Below are 21,806 nucleotides of genomic sequence, written 5' to 3'. Positions count from 1 at the left end.
CACCCCGAACTCGTGAGAAAAGCATGGCTTCGGGCGGGCACCCCGCACGTCTTGTCGATTGCGGCGCGAACGGACGAACTCCGCTGACGGCCGAATCGTGACCAAAAGCCGGGAGCCGCAGGCTCCCGGCCCGCGTCTCTTCCCAGTACGGCCCCTATCGCCGAAGCCCCGTTGACAGTGCGGAACCAAGCGGGGCAAGCTGAGCGCGTCGTTAGCTGAAATGAATGCGCCGACGTTACGAGTTCAGGTGGGCTGGTCAGGGTAGGGGCCTTGACCCGGGGAGGACGTCGTGAGGGTTGTGCTGCTCGGCGGCGCGGGGGCGCTCGCCGGCGGAGCCGGGCTCCCGCTCGTGCAGGGGGCGGTGCCGAGGCTCGTGCTCGTGCCGGTCGCGTTCCGGCTCGCCCTGTTCCTGCAGGCGATCTGGGCCGGCGGCCCGCTGAGCGCGCCGGTGCTCGGCCTCGCCATCGTGCTCTACCTCGTGCCGAACCTGGCCGAGGTGGCCTGGGTCTTCCACCGCAGCACCGGGATCAAGCCGGTCCTCGCCGCCGACACCGCGTACACGCTCGTCACGAGCGTCGCCGCGGCGGTGTTCGCCGCGCACGCGCCCGGCCTGCTCGCCCTGACCTGGCCGAACATCATGGGCACGGTCATGGTCTGGACGCTGCTGCGCGGCGCCCCCGCCGGGGCGATCGCGATCACCGGCGCCGTGCTCCTGCGCTACGGCATGGCCGTCGTGTCCGGCACGTCGGCGCCCGCGACGTGGATCGTGCTGGCCCTGGTCGCGGCCGCCGCGACCGCGCTGGCGATCGTCATGCTCATCGCCGGGGCGATGCGGTTCGCGCACCGGCTGGGGGAGCAGCGCGGCCGCGCCGCCGAACGGGAGCGGCACCGGCGCGACGTCCACGACACCGTCCTGCAGGTGATGGAGTCGCTCGCGCTGCCGGCGCCCCGGGACGCGCTCGACCCGGTGGGCAGCCTGGACCAGGTCCGCCGCATCGCCCGCGCGCACGCCCTGCGCCTGCGGCTGAGCCTCGACGGTGACGCGCCCGCGGAGCCGGGCGGCCTCGAGCACCGCCTCGGCGCGCTGGCGGTCGAGATGACGGCGGAGGGCCTGCGCGTCGACCTCGTCTCGCTCGCGAAGCCCACCGAAGTCCCCGAAAGCGTTGTCAACTCCCTGCACGACGCGGCTCGCGAAGCGCTGCGAAACACGTTGAAGCACGCGAAGGCGCCTAAAGCCGTCATGTGCCTCGAAGAGCACGACGGCATCGTCACGGTGTCCGTGCGCGACCACGGGACCGGCTTCGACGTCGGCGCGCACCGCGGCGGGTTCGGCATCGAGAACTCGATCCACGCCCGGCTGGCCGAGATCGGCGGCACCGCGCGCATCGACTCGGCGCCCGGCCAGGGCACCCGCGTCGTGCTGACCGCGCCGCTAGAGCTGCGTTTCCCCGTCGGGTGAGTCGCGCCACTGCGCGAACGGGCGGTCCAGCGTCCACTTGCCGTCCTGCTCCTCGAGGACGCGGTATTCGCAGGTCCCCGGGTTGGACAGCGACTCGAACAGCTCGATGCTCCAGCCGAAGAGACGGCGGCACAGCAGCCGCACGGTGAGCCCGTGCGACACGATCAGGACCGTCTCCGGGTGACGTTCGTCGCGCAGGCGCAGGTCCGAGAGGAACGCGGCGACGCGGTCGTCGACGTCCGCGCCCGACTCGCCGAAGGGCAGCCGGTAGAAGAAGTGCCCGAACTCGTTGCGCCGCGCTTTCTGGACCTCCTGGTCGGCGGGGTCCTGGAGGTTGCCCCAGTCCTGCTCGCGCAGCCGCGGCTCCTGCAGCAGCCGCTCGCACGACGCCTCGATGTCCAGCAGCCGCAACGTTTCCCGCGTCCGCAGGTACGGGCTGACGTAGACGGCGGGCCGCTCGCCGTCGAGCAGCCGGGCGATCTCCGGGCCCACCGCAAGCGCTTCCCGCTCGCCCTGCTCGGTCAGGGGCAGGGCGTGGTCGGGGATCCGCGTGTAGGCGAGCTCGTCGACGTTGCCGAGCGACTCGGCGTGCCGCAGCAGGATCATCTTCACGTCCCCATCCTGCCCGTCACACGGGTCTGACCGGGGCTGGGCATACCCTCTGGGGCGTGTCCAGCGAGAGCGTGACGAAATCCGACGTCCCGACGCAGCGCCGGGCGAGTGTGCTGCCCCTGCTCGCGGTCGGCGTGCTGCTGGCCGCCGTCGTCGCGATCGGGCTGATCGCGCTCACCGGCGGGGCCGGCTACGTCATCGCCGGCCTGCCGGACCCGGGGCTGGTCACCAAGTACGGCATCACGGTCATGCGCGTGCTGTCGGAAGCCGCGTCGGTGATCTGCGTCGGCTCGCTGCTGCTGGCCGGGTTCCTGGTGCCGCCGCAGAAGTCCGGCACGCTCGGCCCGGAGGGCTACGGCGCCCTGCGCGCGGCCGGGGTCGCCGCCTGGGTGTGGTTCGGCGCGGCCCTGCTCTCGGTCGCCTTCACCGCCGCCGACACCGCCGGGAAGCCGTTCGGCGAGGTCCTCGACCCGCAGACGCTGCTCGACCTCGTCGGCGCCATCGAGCAGCCGAAGGCCTGGCTGTGGACGGCGCTGATCGCGGTCCTCGTCGCGCTCGGCTGCAGGCTCGCGCTCTCCTGGGGCTGGACGGCGGTGCTGTTCTTCCTGGCCGTCGGCGGGCTCGTCCCGGTCGCGGTCACCGGGCACTCCGCCAGCGGCGGTGCGCACGACATCGCCACCAACAGCCTGCTGTTCCACCTCGTCGCCGCGTCCCTCTGGGTCGGCGGCCTGATCGCGCTGCTGGCCCTGGCCTACCGGCGCGGGAACCACCTCAGCCTGGCCGCGCAGAGGTTCTCGCGGCTGGCGCTGGTCTGCTGGATCGTGATGGCGATCTCCGGCGTGGTCAACGCGCTGGTCCGGATCGGCCTGAACGACCTGTTCACCACCGACTACGGACTCCTGGTCGTCGCCAAGACGGTCGCGCTGCTGCTGCTCGGGGTCTTCGGCCACCAGCAGCGCCGGAAGGGCGTCGCGGACCTCGTCGACGGCAAGGGCGGGGGCCAGCTGATGCGGCTGGCCGCGGTCGAGATCCTGATCATGTTCGTCACGATCGGGATCGCGTCCGGGCTGGCCAGGACACCGCCGCCGGCGGACGCGGTCACCCAGCCGTCCACCACCGAGCTGCTGATCGGCTACAACCTCGACGGCGAGCCGACGGTGTGGCGGCTGCTCTTCGACACCCGCTTCGACCTGGTCTACGGCACCCTCGCGCTGGTGCTCGGCGGCCTGTACCTCGCCGGGGTCCAGCGGCTGCTGCGCCGCGGCGACACCTGGCCGGTCGGCCGCACGATCGCCTGGATCAGCGGCTGCGTGGTGCTGCTGATCGCGACGTCGTCGGGCATCGGCCGCTACTCGCCCGCCATGTTCAGCGTCCACATGGGCAGCCACATGCTGCTGTCGATGGTGACGCCGGTGCTGTTCGTGCTGGGCGGCCCGGTGACGCTCGCGCTGCGCGCCCTGCCGGCCGCGGGCAAGGACGCCCCGCCGGGGCCCCGCGAGTGGATCGTCGCGTTCGTGCACTCCCCGGTGTCGCGGTTCCTGACCCACCCGGTGGTCGCGCTGCTGCTGTTCGTCGGCTCGTTCTACGCGCTCTACTTCTCCGGCATCTTCGACAACGCGCTGAACTACCACTGGGCGCACCTGCTGATGAACGCGCACTTCCTGCTCGCCGGGTACGTCTTCTACTGGCCGGTGATCGGCGTCGACCCGGCGCCGCGGCGGATCCCGTACCTCGGGCGGCTCGGCATGATGTTCGCCGCGATGCCGTTCCACGCCTTCTTCGGCGTGATCCTGATGAGCAAGCAGACGGTGATCGGGCAGGCGTTCTACAGCCAGCTGCACCTGCCGTGGGTCGGTGACCTGCTCACCGACCAGCGGCTCGGCGGCGGCATCGCGTGGGCGTCGGGCGAGATCCCGGTGCTACTGGTGCTGATCGCGCTGCTGGTGCAGTGGGCGCGTCAGGATGAGCGCGAGGCGAAGCGGAGTGACCGGCGCGAAGCGGCGACCGGCGACGAAGAGCTGAACGCCTACAACGCGATGCTGAAGAACCTCGCCGAGGGCAAGCACGCCGACTGACCCTCGGGTTCCAGTTGAGGTCGAGGGTGTCCGGAGACCGCGAAAACGGTCGTTCCGGTGATCCCCGGCTGACTTTCGGTAGTCCGGTGGTGACCGGCGTCGGGTCGCGATCACGTGCGCTCTACGATCGTGGGTATGGCCGAGTTCATCTACACCATGAAGAAGGTGCGCAAGACCGTCGGGGACAAGGTCATCCTCGACGACGTCAGCACCGCGTTCTACCCCGGCGCCAAGATCGGCGTGGTGGGGCCGAACGGTGCCGGTAAGTCCACCGTTCTCAAGGTCATGGCGGGGATCGAGCAGGCCAGCAACGGCGAGGCGTTCATCCAGCCCGGGGCGACCGTCGGCATCCTCATGCAGGAGCCGGAGCTCAACGAGGAGAAGACGGTCCGGGGGAACGTCGAAGAGGGCCTCGGCGAGATCAAGGTCAAGCTCGACCGGTACAACGAGGTCCTCAAGCTGATGGAGACCGAGTACACCGAAGAGCTGATGGAGGAGATGGGCCAGCTCCAGGAGGAGCTGGACCACGCCGACGCCTGGGAGCTCGACTCGACCGTCGAGCAAGCCATGGACGCGCTGCGCTGCCCGCCGCCCGAGGAGGGTGTCTCGCACCTCTCCGGCGGTGAGCGCCGCCGGGTCGCGCTGTGCAAGCTGCTGCTGTCGGCGCCGGACCTGCTGCTGCTCGACGAGCCCACCAACCACCTGGACGCCGAGAGTGTCCTGTGGCTGGAGCAGTTCCTCTCCCGCTACGCCGGCGCCGTCCTCGCCGTCACCCACGACCGGTACTTCCTCGACAACGTCGCCCAGTGGATCATGGAGATCGACCGCGGCCGCCTCGTCGGTTACGAGGGCAACTACTCGACGTACCTGGAGAAGAAGCAGGAACGTCTCGCCGTCCAGGGCAAGAAGGACGCGAAGCTCGCGAAGCGGCTCAAGAGCGAGCTCGAGTGGGTGCGGTCCAACGCCAAGGCCCGCCAGACCAAGTCCCGTTCGCGGCTCGACCGCTACGAGGAGATGGCGGCGGAGGCGGACAAGCACCGCAAGCTCGACTTCGAAGAGATCCAGATCCCGCCGGGCCCGCGCCTGGGCAGCGTCGTGGTCGAGGTCGAGAAGCTCAAGAAGGGCTTCGACGAGCGCGTCCTCATCGACGGCCTGTCGTTCGACCTGCCGCGCAACGGCATCGTCGGCGTCATCGGCCCGAACGGCGTCGGCAAGACCACGCTGTTCAAGACGATCGTCGGGCTCGAGGAGCCGGACGACGGCATCGTCAAGATCGGCGAGACGGTCAAGCTGTCCTATGTGGACCAGAACCGCGGCGGGATCGACCCGAAGAAGACCGTCTGGCAGGTCGTCTCCGACGAGCTGGACTACATCCACGTCGGCCAGACCGAAATGCCGTCGCGCGCGTACGTCAGCGCGTTCGGCTTCAAGGGCCCGGACCAGCAGAAGCCGGCGGGCGTGCTCTCCGGTGGTGAGCGCAACCGGCTCAACCTGGCGCTGACGCTCAAGCAGGGCGGGAACCTGATCCTGCTCGACGAGCCGACGAACGACCTGGACGTCGAGACGCTGGGCTCGCTGGAGAACGCGCTGGAGCAGTTCCCCGGCTGCGCCGTCGTGATCTCCCACGACCGGTGGTTCCTCGACCGGGTCGCGACGCACATCCTGGCCTGGGAAGGCACCGACGAGAACCCCTCGCAGTGGTTCTGGTTCGAGGGCAACTTCGAAGGGTACGAGAAGAACAAGGTGGAGCGGATGGGCGCCGAAGCGGCCCGCCCGCACCGTGTCACCCACCGCAAGCTGACCCGCGACTGAGGGGGCGGGTTTCCCCGTGGAAGCCAGCAAGCAGCACTTGACGGGCCCGGCTCTGTCCGATGCCGCCTCCGCGGGAGGACGTGCGTCGGCGGGGCGCGAGAGCGGGCGCTCCGCCAATGCCGGGGGAACCCTCTCCGCAGTCGGACGGCTGATCGAGCGGGCGGACGCCCTGCACCTGCGGGCGCCCGAGCTCGCACTGGTACTGGGGGAGCGCGCGGCCGCGCTGGCGGAAGCGGCCGGCGCCGACGAACAGTGGATCCGGGCCGAGAGCCTGGTCGTGTCCGCGCGCGTCCGGCTCGGCGAGCGGCCGGGCACGGTCGGGCGGGCGGTCGCGGCCCTGCGCGCGGCCGAGCACGCCGGCTACGGCGACATCGCCGCGCGGCTGCGCATCGACCTCGCCGTGTGCGCCCGCAGCCTGGGCGTGCCGCTGACCGGTCTCGCCGCGCTCCGGCCGGTGCTCACCGACCCCGTCGTGTCGCCGGTGCACCGCGCCGCCGCGTTGTGTCACCTGGTCGGCGGCCTCGGGCTGCTGGGCCGGAAGGCCGAGCTGGACCGGGCCCTCGTCGAGGCGGACAAGCTCGTCCTCGGCGACGAGTCCCTGGGCGCCGACACCCAGCTGCTGGTCCGGGCGCTGCTGCGCGTCGGGACGGCCGCACACCGGCGCCGTCACGGCGACCTGACCGCGGCGGCCGACGCCGCCCGCACGGGCCTGGGCTTCCTGGAGAAGCTCGACAACCCGGCCGACGACGGCGGTCTCGTCCGGATCCGGCTGGTGCTGCTGCTGGTGAGCACGCTGCTCGACCGCGGCGACGCGGAAATGGCGTACGAGATCGCCGAGCCGATCCTGGCCGAGCCGGTACGGGCGGCCGGGGTCGCGCCGATGGGCTGGCTGCGGCTGGCCGTCGCGACGCGCATCCACCTGCCCGCGGGTTCGGGCGAGGCGGCGATGGAGCTGGTCCGCGAGGCTGTGGCGAGCACCGACCGGCACGGGCTTTCCGCGATCACGGCCCGGCTGTGGCTGGAGCTGGCGCAGCTGCAGGAGCGGTTCGGCCAGGCCGAGGAAGCGATCGCGTGCCTGTACCGGTCGCGGGCGGCCGAGCAGCTCCACGCACGGACCCGGCGGCAGGCGTGTGGCGTGTTGGCGGGCGAGTTCGGCACGGGGGAGCCGGCGTCGGTCGATCTCGACGAGGTGCTGAAGGCGGTGCCGTCGCGGCCGGTGCCGGTCGTGCCGGCGGTAGTGGCGGTTCCGGCTCCTGCTGCTCCGGAGGCTTCGCCGCGGACGCCGGCGTGGTCGTTCGGCCGCGAGGAGAGCCCGAAGTCCCAGCCGGCGGCGCCGGCGTGGTCGTTCGAGCGGCCGCGCGTGACCGCAGACGCGGCCGAGACATCGGTGATGCCGGCGGTGCGGGACGAGCCCGCGGAGCCGCGCGTGCGCCCGGAGCCGGTGGTGGTGGAGCGACGTCCGGCGCCGGTCCGGCCGGAGCCGATCGAGGTGCGGTCGGGGATCGAGGATCCGTCGGTGGTCCGCCGTCGGCAGCTGGAGCCGATCGAGGTGCGGTCGGGGACTGAGGCTCAGGCGACGGGCCGTCGCTGGGAGCCGGAGTCGGTCGAGGTGCGGTCGGAGACTGAGGCTCAGGCGACGGGTCGCCGCTGGGAGCCAGAGCCGGTCGAGGTGCGGCCGGAGACCGAGGATTCGCCTGCGGGGCGTCGTCGGCAGCCGGAGTCCGTCGAGGCTCCGGCGGCGGGGCGTCGCCGTGAGCCGGAGCCGATCGAGGTGCGGTCCGGGACTGAGGATTCGTCTGCGGGGCGTCGTCGGCAGCCGGAGCCCATCGAAGCTCAGCCGACGGGCCGTCGCCGGGAGCCGGAGCAGATCGAAGTGCGGCCGGGGACTGAGGATTCGTCCGCGGGGCGCCGTCGGCAGCCGGAGTCCGTTGAGGCTCAGCCGGCGGGGCGTCGCCGGGAGCCGGAGCCGGGCGAGGTGCGGCCAGCGCCTGAAGTTCGAGCCGAGCGTCCTCGTGAGCCCGAGTTCCAGGCGGAGCCGAAGCCCGCGGCCGCCGAAAACGGGAAGACCAAGTTCTCCTGGGCCGCGCTCGCCGAGTCGCGGCTGCGGGAGACCGCCGCCGAACGGGAGTCGGCGCCCACACGCATCACGCCGGCCTTGCCGCTCGCTCCCGAGCCCGCCGCCGAGCGGGAGCCGTGGGAGCCGGAGGCGCGGCGCGATCCGCAGCCGTCGACCCGGCACGACGCCGAGCACGGTTCGGTGGCCGCCCGGTCGGTGCTGGACCGGCTGGGGATCTCGTCGTCGGCCGGTGCGGGCGGGGGCCGTCGCCGGGCGGAGGACGCGGACAGCCCGCGCGAAACCGACACCGGCGAGGAAAGCCCGCGTCGCGCGCGTCCCGAGCCGGAGCTGGCACCGCCGCCACGGCCGGAGGACGAGCCGCCGCCGGCGTCGGACTACAGCGACGAAGCCGAGCCCTGGCTGCCGCGGCTGCGGATGCCACCGTCGCTGGAGCCGATGGAGGACTTCGGCCACTGGACACCGGCGACGGCACCGTTCCCGGAGAGCTACGCGCGCGCGATCGCCGAGGACGAGCCCCCACCGGACGCGGGCCTCGCCGACCTGCTGGCCCGCGCGCTGGCCGAGCACCAGGCCGGCACGGCGAGCGCGGCGGCGTTGGTCAAGAAGCTGGGCTCGAAGGACACGAGCCGCAACGGTCACGGCCGCAACGGCCACGGAGCAGAGGTCCCGGACTCCCGCCGCCACGGCACAGGCGACTGACGAAGCCCATCGCCCCCCCGGCTGCGTCCCCGCTGGCACCGGGCGCCGTTCGGTCGACGGCGGCGTGGCTGCCACACGGCGAAGCCCGGCCGATGCGCCGCTCGCCCGGCTCGGCAAGCTCGGTCGCGGAGGGCAACTCGCTCGCCCAGCCCAGCAAGGCCGCTCACCCTGGGCAACTCGCTCGCCGGGCTCGGCAAGGCCGCTCACCCTGGGCAACTCGCTCGCCGGGCTCGGCAAGGCCGGTCGCGGCGGGCAACTCGCTCGCCCACCTCACCAACGCCGGTCGCGCCGGGCAACTCACTCGCCCACCTCAGCAACGCCGGTCACCCCGGGCAGCTCCACGCAACGCGAGGCACCGGCCGAGCGACCGTCCCCAAACCACCCCGACCGGTCGCCGAATTGCCGGATTCGCCCGCCCCGCACCGCCGCCCACCCACCCCCGCGTCGGCGAGACACCCCTATTCGTCGCCGACCTGCCGAAGGCCCCGAGACAGTGTCGTCCGTCGCAGTCCGGTGTCGCCGACCGGCCGACAACGTTCGCCGAACGGCCGCTCCGCGCGTCAGCTGAACCGATCATGTTGGCTCTACGTCGGGTAATGCCCGGCGCGCCCGGCTGGTCAGCGGCGCGCGGGCCGCTCGAACGCAACCCGTCAGTAGCTTGACCGATCACGCGAATCCGCTGGCCCGGAAGGGTTTTCCGACACTGGGGAACCCCCGGGTCTTCATGTGATCCCCGACCGCGGCGCATTAGTGTGGGGTGGCCGGAGTTCAACGCCGAACCGGCGCGGTGCCACCTCACGAATACTGGAGAGTTGCCTCAAATGAGCTCGACCGGAGTCTCGTCCCCACCCGGAACCGGAGCCGAAACCGAACCCGAATTCGGCCAGCGCTCCCCGGCCAGCCCGGAGCAGATCAGGGACGACCTGATCGACGCCGCCGCCGGCCTGGCGCCGGAGATCGGCGAGCTCATCCGGCTCTACTACCGGCACATCCCGGCCGAAGAGATCGTCGGCGACGAGCCCGTCAACCTGGTCGGCGCGGTGCGTTCGCACCTGCAGCTCGCCAAGTCGCGGATGCCCGGCCGCCCGGCCGTGCGGCTGCTCAACCCCACCGTCGCCGAAGACGGCTGGGCGCGCGAGGCCACCGTCGTGCAGGTCGTCACCGACGACATGCCCTACCTCGTCGACTCGATCGCCGCCGAGTTCGCCCGTGACGGCGTTCAGGTGCAGCGGATCGTCCACCCGATCGTCGTCGTCAGCCGCGACCTGACCGGTGAGCTCCAGGACGTCCACCCGGACGCCGACCCGGGCGAGCCGCCCGCGAACTCGGCCGCCGAGTCGTGGATGTACATCGAGATCGACTTCGTCACCGACCCGAACCGGGCCCGCGAGCTCGACAACCGCCTCTCCAGCGTCCTCGGGGACGTCCGCGAGGTCGTCGAGGACGCCGAGAAGATGGCCCAGACGGCCTGCCAGCTCGCGAGCGAACTGGAAACCGAGCCGCCGAACCTGCCGCAGGCCGAGGTTGCCGAGGGCGCCCGCCTGCTGCGCTGGCTGGCCGACGGCCACTTCACCTTCCTCGGCTACCGGCGCTACGAACTCGTCGACAACCCGCACCCCGACTCCGCCGACCCGGCTCTGCGCGCGGTGCTGGCCTCCGGGCTCGGCGTGCTGCGCCAGGACAGCCTCGCCGCCCGCGGCCTCACCGCCGGCCCGGACACCGCCGCGTCCGCGCTCTCGCCGACGCTGCTGGTGCTGACCCAGGCGAGCGCGCCCTCGACCGTGCACCGGCCGGTCTACCCGTACTACGTCGGCGTGAAGACCTTCGACGGCGAAGGCAACGTCACCGGCGAACACCGCTTCCTCGGCATGTTCACCACCACCGCGCTGCACGAGAACGTGCTCGACATCCCGGTGGTGTGCAAGCGGGTCCGCGAGGTCATCCACCGCGCCGGGTTCCCGATGGAGTCGTTCTCCGGCCAGCGGATGCTCGAGGTGCTGCAGAACTGGCCGCGCGCCGACCTGTTCTCCGCCGACACCGACTCGCTGTACTCGACGACGACCGGCGCGATCACGCTGTCGGACCGCCGCCGGCTGCGGCTGTTCCTGCGCCGCGACCCGTACGGCCGCTTCTACTCCTGCCTCGTCTACCTCCCGCAGGACCGCTACACGACGCGGTCGCGGCTGGCGATGCAGGAAGTCCTGCTGGAAGAGCTCGAAGGCACCCAGCTCGAGTACAGCGCCCGGATCGGCGAGACCGTCCTCGCGCAGGTGCACTTCATGGTCCACACCGACCCCGCGCGCCGGCTGGAGCCCGACACGGCGAAGATCCAGGACCGGCTCAACAGCGCCGTCCGCAGCTGGGACGACCGGATGGTCGAGGCGGTCCTCGACGAACGCCGTGAGCGCTCGGACGGCGGCGTGGCCGTCGGCGTCCTCGGCGAGGAGTCGGCGACCGAGCAGGGCCAGCGCTTCGCGAGCGTCTTCCCGGAGGGCTACAAGGAAGACTTCTCGGCCGGGGAGGCGCTCGCCGACCTCCGAGCCCTCGACTCGCTGACCGACGAGGGCGACCTCGCGCTGTCGTTCTACCGGCCGTCCGACGCCGAGCCGGGCGAGCGGCGCTTCAAGCTCTACCTGCGCGGTGAGGGCGTCACCCTCTCGAAGGTGCTGCCGGTGCTGCAGGCCATGGGCGTCGAGGTGGTCGACGAACGGCCGTACGAGCTGCACCGCGAAGACGGCGGCGCCTGCTGGATCTACGACTTCGGCCTGCGCGTCGCGCAGAAGATGCTCGACGAGGGCGACGACCACGCCGTCGACCAGCTGCGCGGCCGCTTCCAGGACGCTTTCGAGGCCGCCTGGCGCGGGGACGCCGAGGTCGACGGGCTCAACGGACTGGTCCTGCGGGCCGGGCTGACCTGGCGCCAGGCCGCCGTGCTGCGCGCCTATTCGCGGTACCTGCGCCAGGCCGGCAGCGCGTTCTCCCAGGAGTACGTCCAGAACACGCTGCTGAACCACACCCAGGTCGCGACGAAGCTGCTTCGGCTGTTCGAGGCCCGCTTCGACCCGCAGCTGGGCGACGCCGACCGCGAAGCCGCCACCGACGCCCTCGCGAGCGAGCTCGGATCGATGATCGACGAGGTCACCAGCCTCGACGAAGACCGCATCCTGCGCCGGCTGATGGCCGTCATCCAGGCCACGCTGCGCACGAACTACCACGTCACGGACGCCGACGGGAAACCGAAGACCTACCTGGCGATCAAGCTCGACCCGGCCGGCGTGCCCGATCTGCCCGAGCCGCGGCCGAAGTTCGAGATCTTCGTGTACTCGCCGCGCGTCGAGGGCGTGCACCTGCGCTTCGGCGAGGTCGCTCGCGGTGGCCTGCGGTGGTCCGACCGCCGTGAGGACTTCCGCACCGAGATCCTCGGCCTGGTCAAGGCGCAGGCGGTGAAGAACGCCGTGATCGTGCCGGTCGGCGCGAAGGGCGGTTTCGTCGTGAAGATGCCGCCGGCCCCGACCGGGGACGCCGGCATCGACCGCGACGCCCAGCTCAACGAGGGCATCGCCTGCTACCGCATGTTCATCTCCGGCCTGCTCGACCTGACCGACAACCGGATCGAGGGCAAGACCGTGCCCGCGCCGGGCGTCGTCCGGCACGACGCCGACGACTCCTACCTGGTCGTCGCCGCCGACAAGGGCACCGCGAAGTTCTCCGACATCGCCAACGAGATGTCCGCGCGCTACGGCTTCTGGCTGGGCGACGCGTTCGCCTCCGGCGGCTCGGTCGGCTACGACCACAAGGCCATGGGCATCACGGCGAAGGGTGCCTGGGAGAGCGTCAAGCGGCACTTCCGCGAGCTGGGCAAGGACACCCAGACCGAGGACTTCACCGTCGTCGGCATCGGCGACATGATGGGCGACGTCTTCGGCAACGGCATGCTGCTCTCGGAGCACATCCGGCTCGTCGCCGCGTTCAACCACATGCACGTCTTCCTCGACCCGAACCCCGACGCCGCGAGCACGTTCGCCGAGCGCCGCCGGCTGTTCGACCTCCCGCGCAGCTCGTGGGACGACTACGACCGCTCGCTGATCAGCGAGGGCGGCGGGATCTACCCGCGCACGGCGAAGTCGATCCCGATCAGCCCGCAGGTCCGCGCGGCCCTCGGACTCGCGGAGGGCGTCACCGCGCTGGCCCCGATGGACCTGATGCAGGCGATCCTGCTGGCGCCGGTGGAGCTGCTGTGGAACGGCGGCATCGGCACCTACGTCAAGGCGGAGAACGAAACCCACGCCGCCGCGGGCGACAAGGCCAACGACGCGCTGCGCGTCGACGGGAAGCAGCTGCGCGTCAAGGTCTTCGGCGAGGGCGGCAACCTGGGCCTCACCCAGCACGGCCGGATCGAGTTCGCCCGCAACGGCGGCAAGATCAACACCGACGCGCTGGACAACTCGGCCGGCGTCGACTGCTCCGACCACGAGGTCAACATCAAGATCCTGCTCGACCACCTGGTGCAGACCGGGAAGCTCGAGGAGGCCCAGCGCAACGAGCTGCTGGCGGAGATGACCGACGAGGTCGGCGCGCTGGTGCTCGCCGACAACTACCGGCAGAACGCGGTCCTCGGCGTCAGCCGGGCGCACGCCGCGCCGATGCTGTCGGTGCACGCGCGCCAGGTCCAGGCGCTCGTCGCCGCGGGCGCCTTCGACCGGAAGCTCGAAGCGCTGCCGAGCAACTCCGAGTTCCGCGAGCTGGAGAAGGCGGGCAAGGGTCTCACCTCGCCGGAGCTCGCGACCCTGCTCGCGCACGTCAAGCTGGAGCTGAAGGGCGAGCTGCTGGCCAGCGACCTGCCCGACTCGAAGGTGTTCGCGGCGCGGCTGCCCGAGTACTTCCCGAAGCCGCTGCGCGAGCGGTTCGGCCCCGCGATCGGCGAGCACCCGCTGAAGCGCCAGATCATCACCACGCTGGTCGCCAACGAGGTGGTCGACGGGGGCGGCATCTCCTTCGTCTACCGGCTGATGGAGGAGATGAACGCGACCGCGACCGACGCGGTGCGCGCCTACGCCGTGGTGACGCAGGTGTTCGACCTGCCGTCGCTGTGGGCGGAGATCGACGCGCTCGACAACGTCGTGCACACCGACGTCGCCGACGCGATGGTGCTGGAGACGCGGCGGCTGCTCGACCGGGCCGCGCGCTGGTTCCTCACCAACCGGCCGCAGCCGCTGGCGCTGCTGTCCGAGATCAAGCGCTTCGGCCGGGTGCTCGGCGAGCTCGTCCCGAAGATCGGCGACCTGCTGCGCGGCCGCGAGGCCGAGTCGGTGGAGAAGCACGTGAGCGAGCTGATCGCCGCGAACGTGCCGGAGGGGCTGGCGCGCCGCGTTTCGCTGCTGCTGCACACCTACGGCCTGCTCGACGTCACCGAGGTGGCCGAGCTCGCCGAGCAGCAGATCGGCGTGGACGCGACGCACAGCCCGGCCGAGACCGCGGAGCTGTACTACGCGCTTTCGGACCACCTCGACGTCGACAAGATGCTGACCGAGATCAGCGCGCTCGAACGCGGCAACCGCTGGCACGCGCTCGCCCGGCTTTCGCTGCGCGACGACGTCTACGGCTCGCTGCGGGCGATCACGCTCGACGCGTTGCGGCACAGCGATCCCGGCTCGTCCGGGGACGCGAAGATCGCGCAGTGGGAGACGACGAACTCCTCGCGGCTGCAGCGGGCGCGCGTCGCGCTGGACGAGATCCACAAGTCCGGCCGGCTCGACCTCGCGACGCTGTCGGTGGCGGCCCGGCAGATCCGGAGCACGGTGCGGTGACCTACGTATCGCACGTCCGCCCGCGCTGGACGGACATGGACGTCTACGGCCACATCAACCACGCGAAGATGGTGACACTGCTCGAAGAGGCGCGGATCCCGCTGCTGTTCAAGGGCGCCGTCGAGGCCGGGCTGGACCAGCTGCCCAAGGGCATCGTCGTGGTCAGGCTGGAGATCGCCTACAAGGCGCCGATCGTGGTGTCCGGGCAGGAGCTGCGCGTCGCCATCGACCTGACGGAGCTGCGCGCGGCGAGCTTCACGCTGGCCTACCGCGTCCACACCGGGCCGGCGGAGACCGACCCGGTGGCGGTCATCGCGGAGACGGTGCTGGCGCCGTACGACACGGTCGCGCTGCGGCCGCGTAGGCTCAGCCCGCCCGAGTCGGAGTTTCTGAAGCAGGGGTTCGCGGATGCCTGAGTTGTTCGTGCCGGACGCGGCGGACCGGGAGACCCTCGGTGCGTTCGTCGCCCGCGCGGTCCGGCTGGACGGCCAGACGGCCGTCCGGCTGCGGCAGCGCGGTGACGGCGTGGTCGAGGCCTGGACGGCGACGCCGTTCGAGTGCTTCGCGACGCGGGCGGTGGCGGGGGACGTGACCCCCGGCGACGTCACGGTGTCCGGCAACGAGCTCCTGGCGGCGCTGACGGTGGCGGGCGGCCCGAAGATGGACCCGGGCCCGGCCCGCGACCTGCTGTGGCACGGCGAGCTGCCGCCGTCCGGCCGCTGGCCGCTGGTGGACGAGCTGCCGGCGCGCGTCGTCGCGGAGCTGGCCGACCGGGGCGTGACGCTGGCCAGGGACAACGCGGGCCCGCACGGCAACCCGCCGGCGTCGCTGATGGACCAGGCGGTGCTGACCGTGTCCGGCGAAACGACCGAGGTCAAGGTCCAGATGCGCTGCCTGTTCGCGATGTCGGGCATGGGTTTCGTGGATTCGGACCTGTCGGGCGACGTCGTCCGCGTGTCGGCGACGGACTCGTGGATGCGCCTGGACGCCCGGTACGGCGCGATCGTCCGGCGCCGCCACGCGCTGCTGCCGCTGCTGTTCTGACGGTTTCCTTACGGCAGGGGCGTGGGCCGGTTTTCGGTGGCACCCTGGAGCCATGACCCCGGACGACGATCCGACCGCGGACTTCCTCGACGAAGTCCGCGCGGACGAGACGCCGTGGCGGCGCGACCGCCCGCCGGGGGAGCAGGCGCCGGAGCGCGCCGAGCGTCCTGAGAGGTGGGGCCGCACGCGTGCGGCGGGCCGGGCGGCCGCCCAGGCGGCGCCCTACCTCCAGGCCGCCGCGCTGGTGGCGTGGCTGGCGAGCGGTGGCTTCGACGACGGGTCGGGAAACCAGAGCGGCTGACGTGCTAGAGTCCGCGCCTTCCCGTGGGAGAGGCGAACGATGAGGTTTCCGGCGTTCACCGTGACTGTGACCCGCGAAGCAGGCTCGTGGACCGCGAAAGTGACCGACGGCCTCGACGCCGCGGGCGACTTCAAGCGGTTCACCGACATCGACCCCGGCATGCGGAAGATCATCGCGAACCTGACCGACCTCCCGCCTGAGCGGTTCTACCTCCGCTGGCGCTACGAGTTCGACGACGAGGACGCGACCGACCTCGTCCTGCAGTACCAGGAGGCGCACCGGATCGCCGAGGACGTCGCCGAGTGGCGCGAAGGGGTCCGCGCCCGCCTGGTGTCGGCGTTGAACGGGCAGATCTCGCAACGGGCGATCGCCGACCTGCTGGGGCTGTCGCACCAGCGCGTCAACCAGATCACCCACGCGCCGGTGCCCGAGGCGGCCGAGGTCGTCAAGCCCGGCCGGTGGGTGCCGCTCTAAACCAGCCAGGCGGCCGAGTCCGCCGGCAGCTTCCCGTCCACCAGCGGGCTGCTGCTCAGCAGGAGCTCGCCGGGCGGCAGCGCGATGGGCGAGGCGGACGTGTTCAGCGCGCACACCAGCCCGCCGCTCTTGCGGCGGAACGCGAAGCAGCCGGCCGGAGCGCCGTACCACTCCAGCTCCTCGCCGCTGAACGCCGAGTGCGTCTTCCGCAGCTCGATCGCCTGGCGGTACAGCGAAAGCGTCGAGTCGGCGTCCTCGATCTGCTTCTCCACCGTCAAGCCGGCCCAGGAAGCCGGCATCGGCAGCCACGTCCGCGGGTTGCGCGAGAACCCGAACGGCGGCAGGTCGCCCTCCCACGGCAGCGGTACCCGGGAGACGTCCCGCCCGAACTCCGCTCCGCTGGTCTTCGCGCGCGGGTCGGCCATCTCCGCGACCGGGATGTCGACGTTGGCCAGGCCCAGCTCTTCGCCGTTGTACAGGTAGACCGCGCCGGGCAGCGCCAGCTCGACCAGCGCCATCGCCCGCGCGCGCCGGACGCCCGCGGGACCCCCGCCGTAGCGGCTGACCTGCCGCCAGACGTCGTGGTTGCCCAGCGTCCAGGTCGCGGGTGCGCCGACCTTCGCCGGCACCGTCAGGGAGCGCTGGATGGCCGTGCGCATGGCGTCGGCGTCGAAGTGGGTCAGCACCAGGCGGAAGTTGAACGCCAGGTGCAGCTCGTCGGGCCGCAGGTACCGGGAGAGGCGTTCCTCGTCGGTCACCCAGATCTCGCCGACCGCCATGGTCTCCGGGAACTCGTCGAGCACCTTGCGGATCATCTGGTGGATCTCGTGGACGCCGTCGTAGTCCCACCGCGGGTCGTAGTAGTGGCTCGGCCCGAGCGCGTCGGCGCGCGGGTCCATGTCCGGCAGGCCGGGCGGCTTGGCCATGCCGTGCGCGACGTCGATGCGGAAGCCGTCGACGCCGCGTTCGAGCCAGAAGCGCAGGGTGCGTTCGAGGTCGGCCGCGACCTCCGGGTTGGCCCAGTTGAGGTCCGGCTGCTGCGGCGCGAACAGGTGCAGGTACCACTGCCCGTCCGGGACCCGGGTCCACGCCGGGCCGCCGAACGCGCTGACCCAGTTGTTCGGCGGGTCCTCGCCCTTCGGGCCGACGCCGTCGCGGAAGACGTAGCGGTCGCGTTCCGGGCTGCCCGGCTTGGCCGCCATCGCGGACTTGAACCAGGCGTGCTGGTTGCTGGTGTGGTTGGGCACCACGTCCACGGTGACCTTGATGTTGCGCTTGTGCGCCTCGGTCAGCAGGACGTCGAAGTCGCCGAGGGTGCCGAACATCGGGTCGACGTCCCGCGGGTCGGCGATGTCGTAGCCGTGGTCGGCCATCGGCGAGCGGTAGAACGGCGTCAGCCACAGCGCGTCCACGCCCAGCAGCTCAAGGTAACCGAGCCTGGAGTGGATGCCCTCCAGGTCTCCGACGCCGTCACCGTCCGAATCGGCGAACGAACGTACGTAGACCTGGTAGAAGACGGCGTCCTGCCACCAGGCGCCGGCTCTCATACGAAGCTGTTCATCATGCTGTGCGCCGCCATCTCCAGGTAGGCCCAGAGCTGCCCGCGGTAGGGCTCCTCGAGGTTCTCCTCGTCGACCGCGATCCGGATGCAGCGCAGCCAGGCGTCCCGCTCGATCGGCCCGATCTTGAACGGCGCGTGCCGCATCCGCAGCCGCGGGTGCCCGCGCTGCTCGGAGTAGGTGTGCGGGCCGCCCCAGTACTGCATGAGGAACAGCCGGAAGCGCTCCTCGGCCGGGCCGAGGTCCTCCTCGGGGTAGAGCGGGCGCAGGATCTCGTCCTTCGCGACTTCTTCGTAGAACCGCGCGACGATCCGGTGGAACGTGGGTTCGCCGCCCACCGCTTCGTAGAGGTTCGCCGGTTCGCTCACTGCAGACACGCCTTCCATCTTGCCCTCCGGGTGCGGGTTCCCGACGCCCGGTCCCACCCCTCGCCGGAAGGTCGCGAACCCGTTTCCCAGCGTAACCACGCGGGCCGGGTCGTGAGGCAGCTCACGACCCGGCGCGGGAGGCTACTTCTTCTCGACGACCGCGGCGGAGTTCGGGAAGAGCCGGCCGAGCGGGGGCTCGAACCCGGCCTCTTCCAGGGCCGCCAGCAGCTGGGCCCGCAGCGCCCGCTGGACGGCCCACTGCTTGCCCGGCCGGACCTTCACGGTCAGGCGCAGCTGCAGGCCCTCCGGGGTGACGCTTTCCACGCCCAGCATCTCCGGGGGCTCCAGGATGTTGTCCTTCAGCGCGTCGCTCTCGGTCGCGGTCGAAGCCGCCTCGCCGAGGACCGTGGTCGCGCGCTCGACGTCGGCGGTGTAGCCGAGCGGGACGTCGACGACCGCGACCGCGAAGCCCTGGCTCGAGTTGCCGACGCGCAGCACCTCGCCGTTGCGGACGTACCAGACCGTGCCCTTGAGGTCGCGCAGCGTGGTGATCCGCAGGCCGACCGCCTCGACGGTGCCGGTCGCCTCGCCGACGTCGACGACGTCGCCGACGCCGTACTGGTCCTCGACCATCATGAAGATGCCGGAGAGGAAGTCCTTCACGAGGTTCTGCGCGCCGAACCCGATCGCGACGCCGATGATGCCGGCCGACGCGATGATCGGGCCGAGGTCGAGGCCGAGCTCACCCAGCACGAGGATGAAGGCGAGGCCGTAGACCAGGAACGTCGCCATCGACTTCAGCACCGACCCGATGGTCTGCGCGCGCTGGCGGCGCCGTTCGATCACGGCGGAGCCGAGCACCTCGGGGGCGCGCTCACGCAGCGGGCGGAGCAGGGCCGGGAGCTTGCCGCTGCCTCGGGGGAGCGTCGTGACGCGGTTGATCATCCGCCTGATCAGCAGCCGCACGACGAACGCGATCACGATGATCATCAGGATCTTCAGCGGCTTGGTCAGCAGCCAGTTCGTCGAGCCGGCCAGCCACTCGTTGCCGGTGGCCTTGTAGACCTGGGAGCACAGGGTGCTCAGGTCGTCGACGCACGGCGTCTTGGCGGAGGACAGCAAAAGGGACACGGGAGTTCGATCATCCTTCCGATCAGGTCGGTTTTCCCAACTTCGAGTGGATGTTGGGTCGCGCGGATGTGACACGTCTTGTAACACACGTGCGCTGGGGGCCTGTTCTGTGGTCGACTATGCCTACGCCCCTGGAGGTGGTCGAGTGCCAGACCGACAACCCAGCCCCCGCGGCGTCTCCGGCCAAGCCATGGCCGCCGAGACGCCAGAGGTGGTCCTGCGCGCCTATCCGGGGGGTACCGCATCCGGCGGTCCCGTCCCGGCCGGGCCGGGGAACCGCCCAGGGGGCATTACCCGTCCGCCCGGTCAGCGTAGTAGAGGCCGGGATCCGGCGGTCCCGGCCTGGGGCCGGCGCCGGGTGCTCCTGCTCAACGCCACGTTCGAGCCACTGACCGCGTTGCCGCTACGGCGCGCGGTCGTGCTCGTGATGTGCGGCAAGGCCGAGGTGGTGCACGGCGACCCGGGTGGCATCGAGCTGCATTCGGCGAAGGTGTCGCTGCCCGTGCCGTCCGTGATCCGGCTCAGCACGTACGTGCGCGTGCCGTACCGGGCGAAGGTGCCGCTCACCCGCGCCGGGCTGATGCACCGCGACCGGTACCGCTGCGCCTACTGCGGAGGGCGGGCCGAGACGATCGACCACGTCATCCCGCGCAGCCGGGGCGGACCCCACGCCTGGACGAACTGCGTCGCCTGCTGCGCCAAGTGCAACCACCGCAAGGCGGACCGGCTGCTCGCGGAGATCGGCTGGCGGCTGCGCGTCGTCCCGCGGGCCCCGCACGGCCCGCACTGGCGGCTGCTCGCGCACTCGAAGGAAGCCGACCCGCTCTGGCAGCCTTACCTGGGCTCCGCCGCCTGACGGACCCCGGACATAACGGCGCCCCGGCTGCCTTGCGACGGCCGGGGCGAGCCGGGTGCTTGCGCGTGTTCAGGTGGTGCGAGCGGCCCTGGAGTGCAGGTCAGGCAGCGAGCGCGTAGTCGCTCTGGCAGGTGACGCGGGTCCCCATGGTGACGCGCGTGCCGCGGGTGACCCGCGTGCCTCGCGTGACGCGAGTGCCGCAGGTGACGCGCGTGCCGGCCGTCACGCGCGTGCCCATCGTGACGCGGGTGCCCCTGGTGACCCGCGTACCCCGCGTGACCCGCGTCCCCGCCGTCACCCGGGTGCCCATGGTCACGCGCGTTCCCGCCGTGACGCGTGTACCGCGAGTGACGCGTGTACCGCGGGTAACCCTTGTGCCCGCCGTCACACGCGTTCCGGGCACGAATTCGATTTCGCTGGGTGACGAGGTGGCCTCGGTGATCGCCTGTGCGGGGGTGTGGACGCTGTTCATGGCAGGGCCTCCTGGGACCGGTGCGTAACCTGCTGGGGCTGGGGAGCGGGGCGCAAGGCCCGTACAGGTGAAAAAGCTACGAGGATTTCAAGGCTGCGACAAGGCGACAGCGGCGGGTGCGGCCGCCTGTACGTTGAGTTGCAACCTTTCGGCCCGACGGTCTTCGCCCCAACGTTCCAGTGGCCGCGAGCCAAGCGGCGGACGGCACTCGGCTTACGACGAACGGTCGAGTGCGGCGCGCGCGGTGTGCTCGAAGCCCATCCGATACGCTCAGCGCCGTGAACATCGTCGAGACGATCCTGGTCTTCGCCGTGATCCCGCTGGCCATCTACGGCCTCGCCGGGCTGCTGACGCTCCGGCGCAGGTCCGGCGGCGCCGCGCGGTACCGGTCCGGCCAGGCCTGGGACTACCCGGCCATGTGGTGGAGCGCCAACCCCGACGGGGTCGGCGCCGGGCACCGGCAGGCCGGCGCCGAGAACAACGCGCCCGAGGGCGCCCCGACCGCGGCTGGAGGCGCTCGTGGCAACTGGTGAGCTGACGAAGCGCGTCGACGAGTCCGAACTGGGCTACGGCGAGGGTCTCACGTCCAGCGGTCGCGTGTCGGCCGCGAAGATGTACGAGCCCGAAGCGCCGACGAGCCCCTTCACGACCCGCCAGCTGGCCCGCCTCGACGAGGCGCTGACGTTCGCGAGCCGCGAGACCGGCCTCGACTTCAGCCTGTACCTCGGCGAGCTGGGCACCGACAGCCGATCGGCGGCGGAGAAGCTCCACTCGACGACGGCGAACCCGGCGAACGCGGTCCTGATCGCGGTCAGCCCGGGCGAGAAGCTGATCGAGATCGTCACGGGCAAGACGGCCCACGTCCGTCTCCCGGACCGCGGCTGCAAGCTCGCGGTGGCGAGCATGGTGGCGTCCTTCAAGGAGGGCGACCTCGTACGCGGACTGGTGAACGGCCTCGCGAACGCACTGCGCATGCTGTCCGACCAGGCGGGCCCCGCGCCCCGCTGACCCAGGCACACGAAGAGCCCCGCACCTCGGCCGAGGTGCGGGGCTCTTTCAC

17 protein-coding genes are annotated in these 21,806 nt (G+C 71.6%); 12 read left to right on the top strand and 5 right to left on the bottom strand.

The genetic code is table 11. From position 1 onward, the window contains the following. Positions 1–298 precede the first annotated feature (298 nt). Positions 299–1,459, top strand: a complete 1,161-nt coding sequence (locus ACZ7OU_RS42445; protein WP_470259688.1) for a sensor histidine kinase — start codon at positions 299–301, stop codon at positions 1,457–1,459. On the opposite strand, the gene ACZ7OU_RS42440 is transcribed toward ACZ7OU_RS42445, so the two are convergent. Then, on the bottom strand, positions 1,433–2,071 hold the full coding sequence (locus tag ACZ7OU_RS42440; RefSeq protein WP_470259622.1) for a histidine phosphatase family protein: 639 nt from the start codon (positions 2,069–2,071) through the stop codon (positions 1,433–1,435). The genes ACZ7OU_RS42445 and ACZ7OU_RS42440 overlap by 27 nt on opposite strands. 56 nt (positions 2,072–2,127) lie before the next feature. Here ACZ7OU_RS42440 and ACZ7OU_RS42435 point away from each other — a divergent pair, with 56 nt between their 5' ends. The 8 genes from ACZ7OU_RS42435 (at position 2,128) to ACZ7OU_RS42400 (ending at position 16,360) form a co-directional block, all read left to right on the top strand. Further along, positions 2,128–4,146 (top strand): bifunctional copper resistance protein CopD/cytochrome c oxidase assembly protein, encoded by a 2,019-nt coding sequence (locus ACZ7OU_RS42435; protein WP_470259621.1) that lies wholly within the window; start codon positions 2,128–2,130, stop codon positions 4,144–4,146. 135 nt (positions 4,147–4,281) lie between these two features. Continuing rightward, the gene (gene ettA, locus ACZ7OU_RS42430; protein WP_470245799.1) at positions 4,282–5,958 is read left to right on the top strand and encodes an energy-dependent translational throttle protein EttA; all 1,677 of its coding nucleotides are present in this window, start codon (positions 4,282–4,284) and stop codon (positions 5,956–5,958) included. Positions 5,959–5,974: 16 nt separating this feature from the next. Then, on the top strand, positions 5,975–8,734 hold the full coding sequence (locus ACZ7OU_RS42425; RefSeq protein WP_470259620.1) for a hypothetical protein: 2,760 nt from the start codon (positions 5,975–5,977) through the stop codon (positions 8,732–8,734). 821 nt (positions 8,735–9,555) lie between these two features. After that, on the top strand, positions 9,556–14,541 hold the full coding sequence (locus tag ACZ7OU_RS42420) for an NAD-glutamate dehydrogenase (protein ID WP_470259619.1): 4,986 nt from the start codon (positions 9,556–9,558) through the stop codon (positions 14,539–14,541). Beyond that, on the top strand, positions 14,538–14,957 hold the full coding sequence (locus ACZ7OU_RS42415) for an acyl-CoA thioesterase (RefSeq protein WP_470259618.1): 420 nt from the start codon (positions 14,538–14,540) through the stop codon (positions 14,955–14,957). Before ACZ7OU_RS42420 ends, ACZ7OU_RS42415 begins: the two co-directional genes overlap by 4 nt. Next, positions 14,950–15,585, top strand: a complete 636-nt coding sequence (locus tag ACZ7OU_RS42410) for a DUF8010 domain-containing protein (RefSeq protein WP_470259617.1) — start codon at positions 14,950–14,952, stop codon at positions 15,583–15,585. The genes ACZ7OU_RS42415 and ACZ7OU_RS42410 overlap by 8 nt, the downstream gene beginning before the upstream one ends. 52 nt (positions 15,586–15,637) lie before the next feature. Beyond that, a complete protein-coding gene (locus ACZ7OU_RS42405; protein ID WP_470245804.1) occupies positions 15,638–15,886 on the top strand; it encodes a hypothetical protein in 249 nt (82 codons plus the stop codon). Between the two features lie 66 nt (positions 15,887–15,952). Next, positions 15,953–16,360, top strand: a complete 408-nt coding sequence (locus tag ACZ7OU_RS42400) for a hypothetical protein (RefSeq protein WP_470259616.1) — start codon at positions 15,953–15,955, stop codon at positions 16,358–16,360. On the opposite strand, the gene ACZ7OU_RS42395 is transcribed toward ACZ7OU_RS42400, so the two are convergent. The 3 genes from ACZ7OU_RS42395 to ACZ7OU_RS42385 form a co-directional block, all read right to left on the bottom strand. Continuing rightward, positions 16,357–17,907: a glycoside hydrolase family 13 protein gene (locus ACZ7OU_RS42395; protein WP_470259615.1), complete on the bottom strand. Its 1,551-nt coding sequence runs from the start codon at positions 17,905–17,907 to the stop codon at positions 16,357–16,359. The genes ACZ7OU_RS42400 and ACZ7OU_RS42395 overlap by 4 nt on opposite strands. Next, positions 17,904–18,287: a globin gene (locus tag ACZ7OU_RS42390; RefSeq protein ID WP_470246477.1), complete on the bottom strand. Its 384-nt coding sequence runs from the start codon at positions 18,285–18,287 to the stop codon at positions 17,904–17,906. Before ACZ7OU_RS42390 ends, ACZ7OU_RS42395 begins: the two co-directional genes overlap by 4 nt. 141 nt (positions 18,288–18,428) lie before the next feature. Then, on the bottom strand, positions 18,429–19,418 hold the full coding sequence (locus ACZ7OU_RS42385; RefSeq protein ID WP_470245807.1) for a mechanosensitive ion channel family protein: 990 nt from the start codon (positions 19,416–19,418) through the stop codon (positions 18,429–18,431). A gap of 358 nt (positions 19,419–19,776) precedes the next feature. On the opposite strand from ACZ7OU_RS42385, the gene ACZ7OU_RS42380 reads away from it, so the two are divergent. Then, on the top strand, positions 19,777–20,274 hold the full coding sequence (locus ACZ7OU_RS42380) for an HNH endonuclease (protein WP_470259614.1): 498 nt from the start codon (positions 19,777–19,779) through the stop codon (positions 20,272–20,274). 100 nt (positions 20,275–20,374) lie between these two features. Here ACZ7OU_RS42380 and ACZ7OU_RS42375 read toward each other — a convergent pair whose 3' ends face one another. Continuing rightward, positions 20,375–20,746 (bottom strand): hypothetical protein, encoded by a 372-nt coding sequence (locus ACZ7OU_RS42375; protein WP_284742168.1) that lies wholly within the window; start codon positions 20,744–20,746, stop codon positions 20,375–20,377. A gap of 278 nt (positions 20,747–21,024) precedes the next feature. Between ACZ7OU_RS42375 and ctaJ the strand changes: the two genes are divergently transcribed. Together ctaJ and ACZ7OU_RS42365 are read left to right on the top strand one after the other, a co-directional pair. Beyond that, positions 21,025–21,279, top strand: coding sequence for an aa3-type cytochrome oxidase subunit CtaJ (ctaJ, locus tag ACZ7OU_RS42370; RefSeq protein ID WP_470245809.1), 255 nt, complete (start codon positions 21,025–21,027; stop codon positions 21,277–21,279). Further along, positions 21,266–21,754 (top strand): DUF5130 family protein, encoded by a 489-nt coding sequence (locus ACZ7OU_RS42365; protein ID WP_470245810.1) that lies wholly within the window; start codon positions 21,266–21,268, stop codon positions 21,752–21,754. The genes ctaJ and ACZ7OU_RS42365 overlap by 14 nt, the downstream gene beginning before the upstream one ends. The last annotated feature ends 52 nt before the right edge of the window (positions 21,755–21,806 follow it).

Source organism: Amycolatopsis sp. NPDC114505 (genome assembly GCF_055633615.1).
Note: the sequence above shows the minus strand (reverse complement) of the source record. Positions and strands in the feature narration are given on the sequence as shown.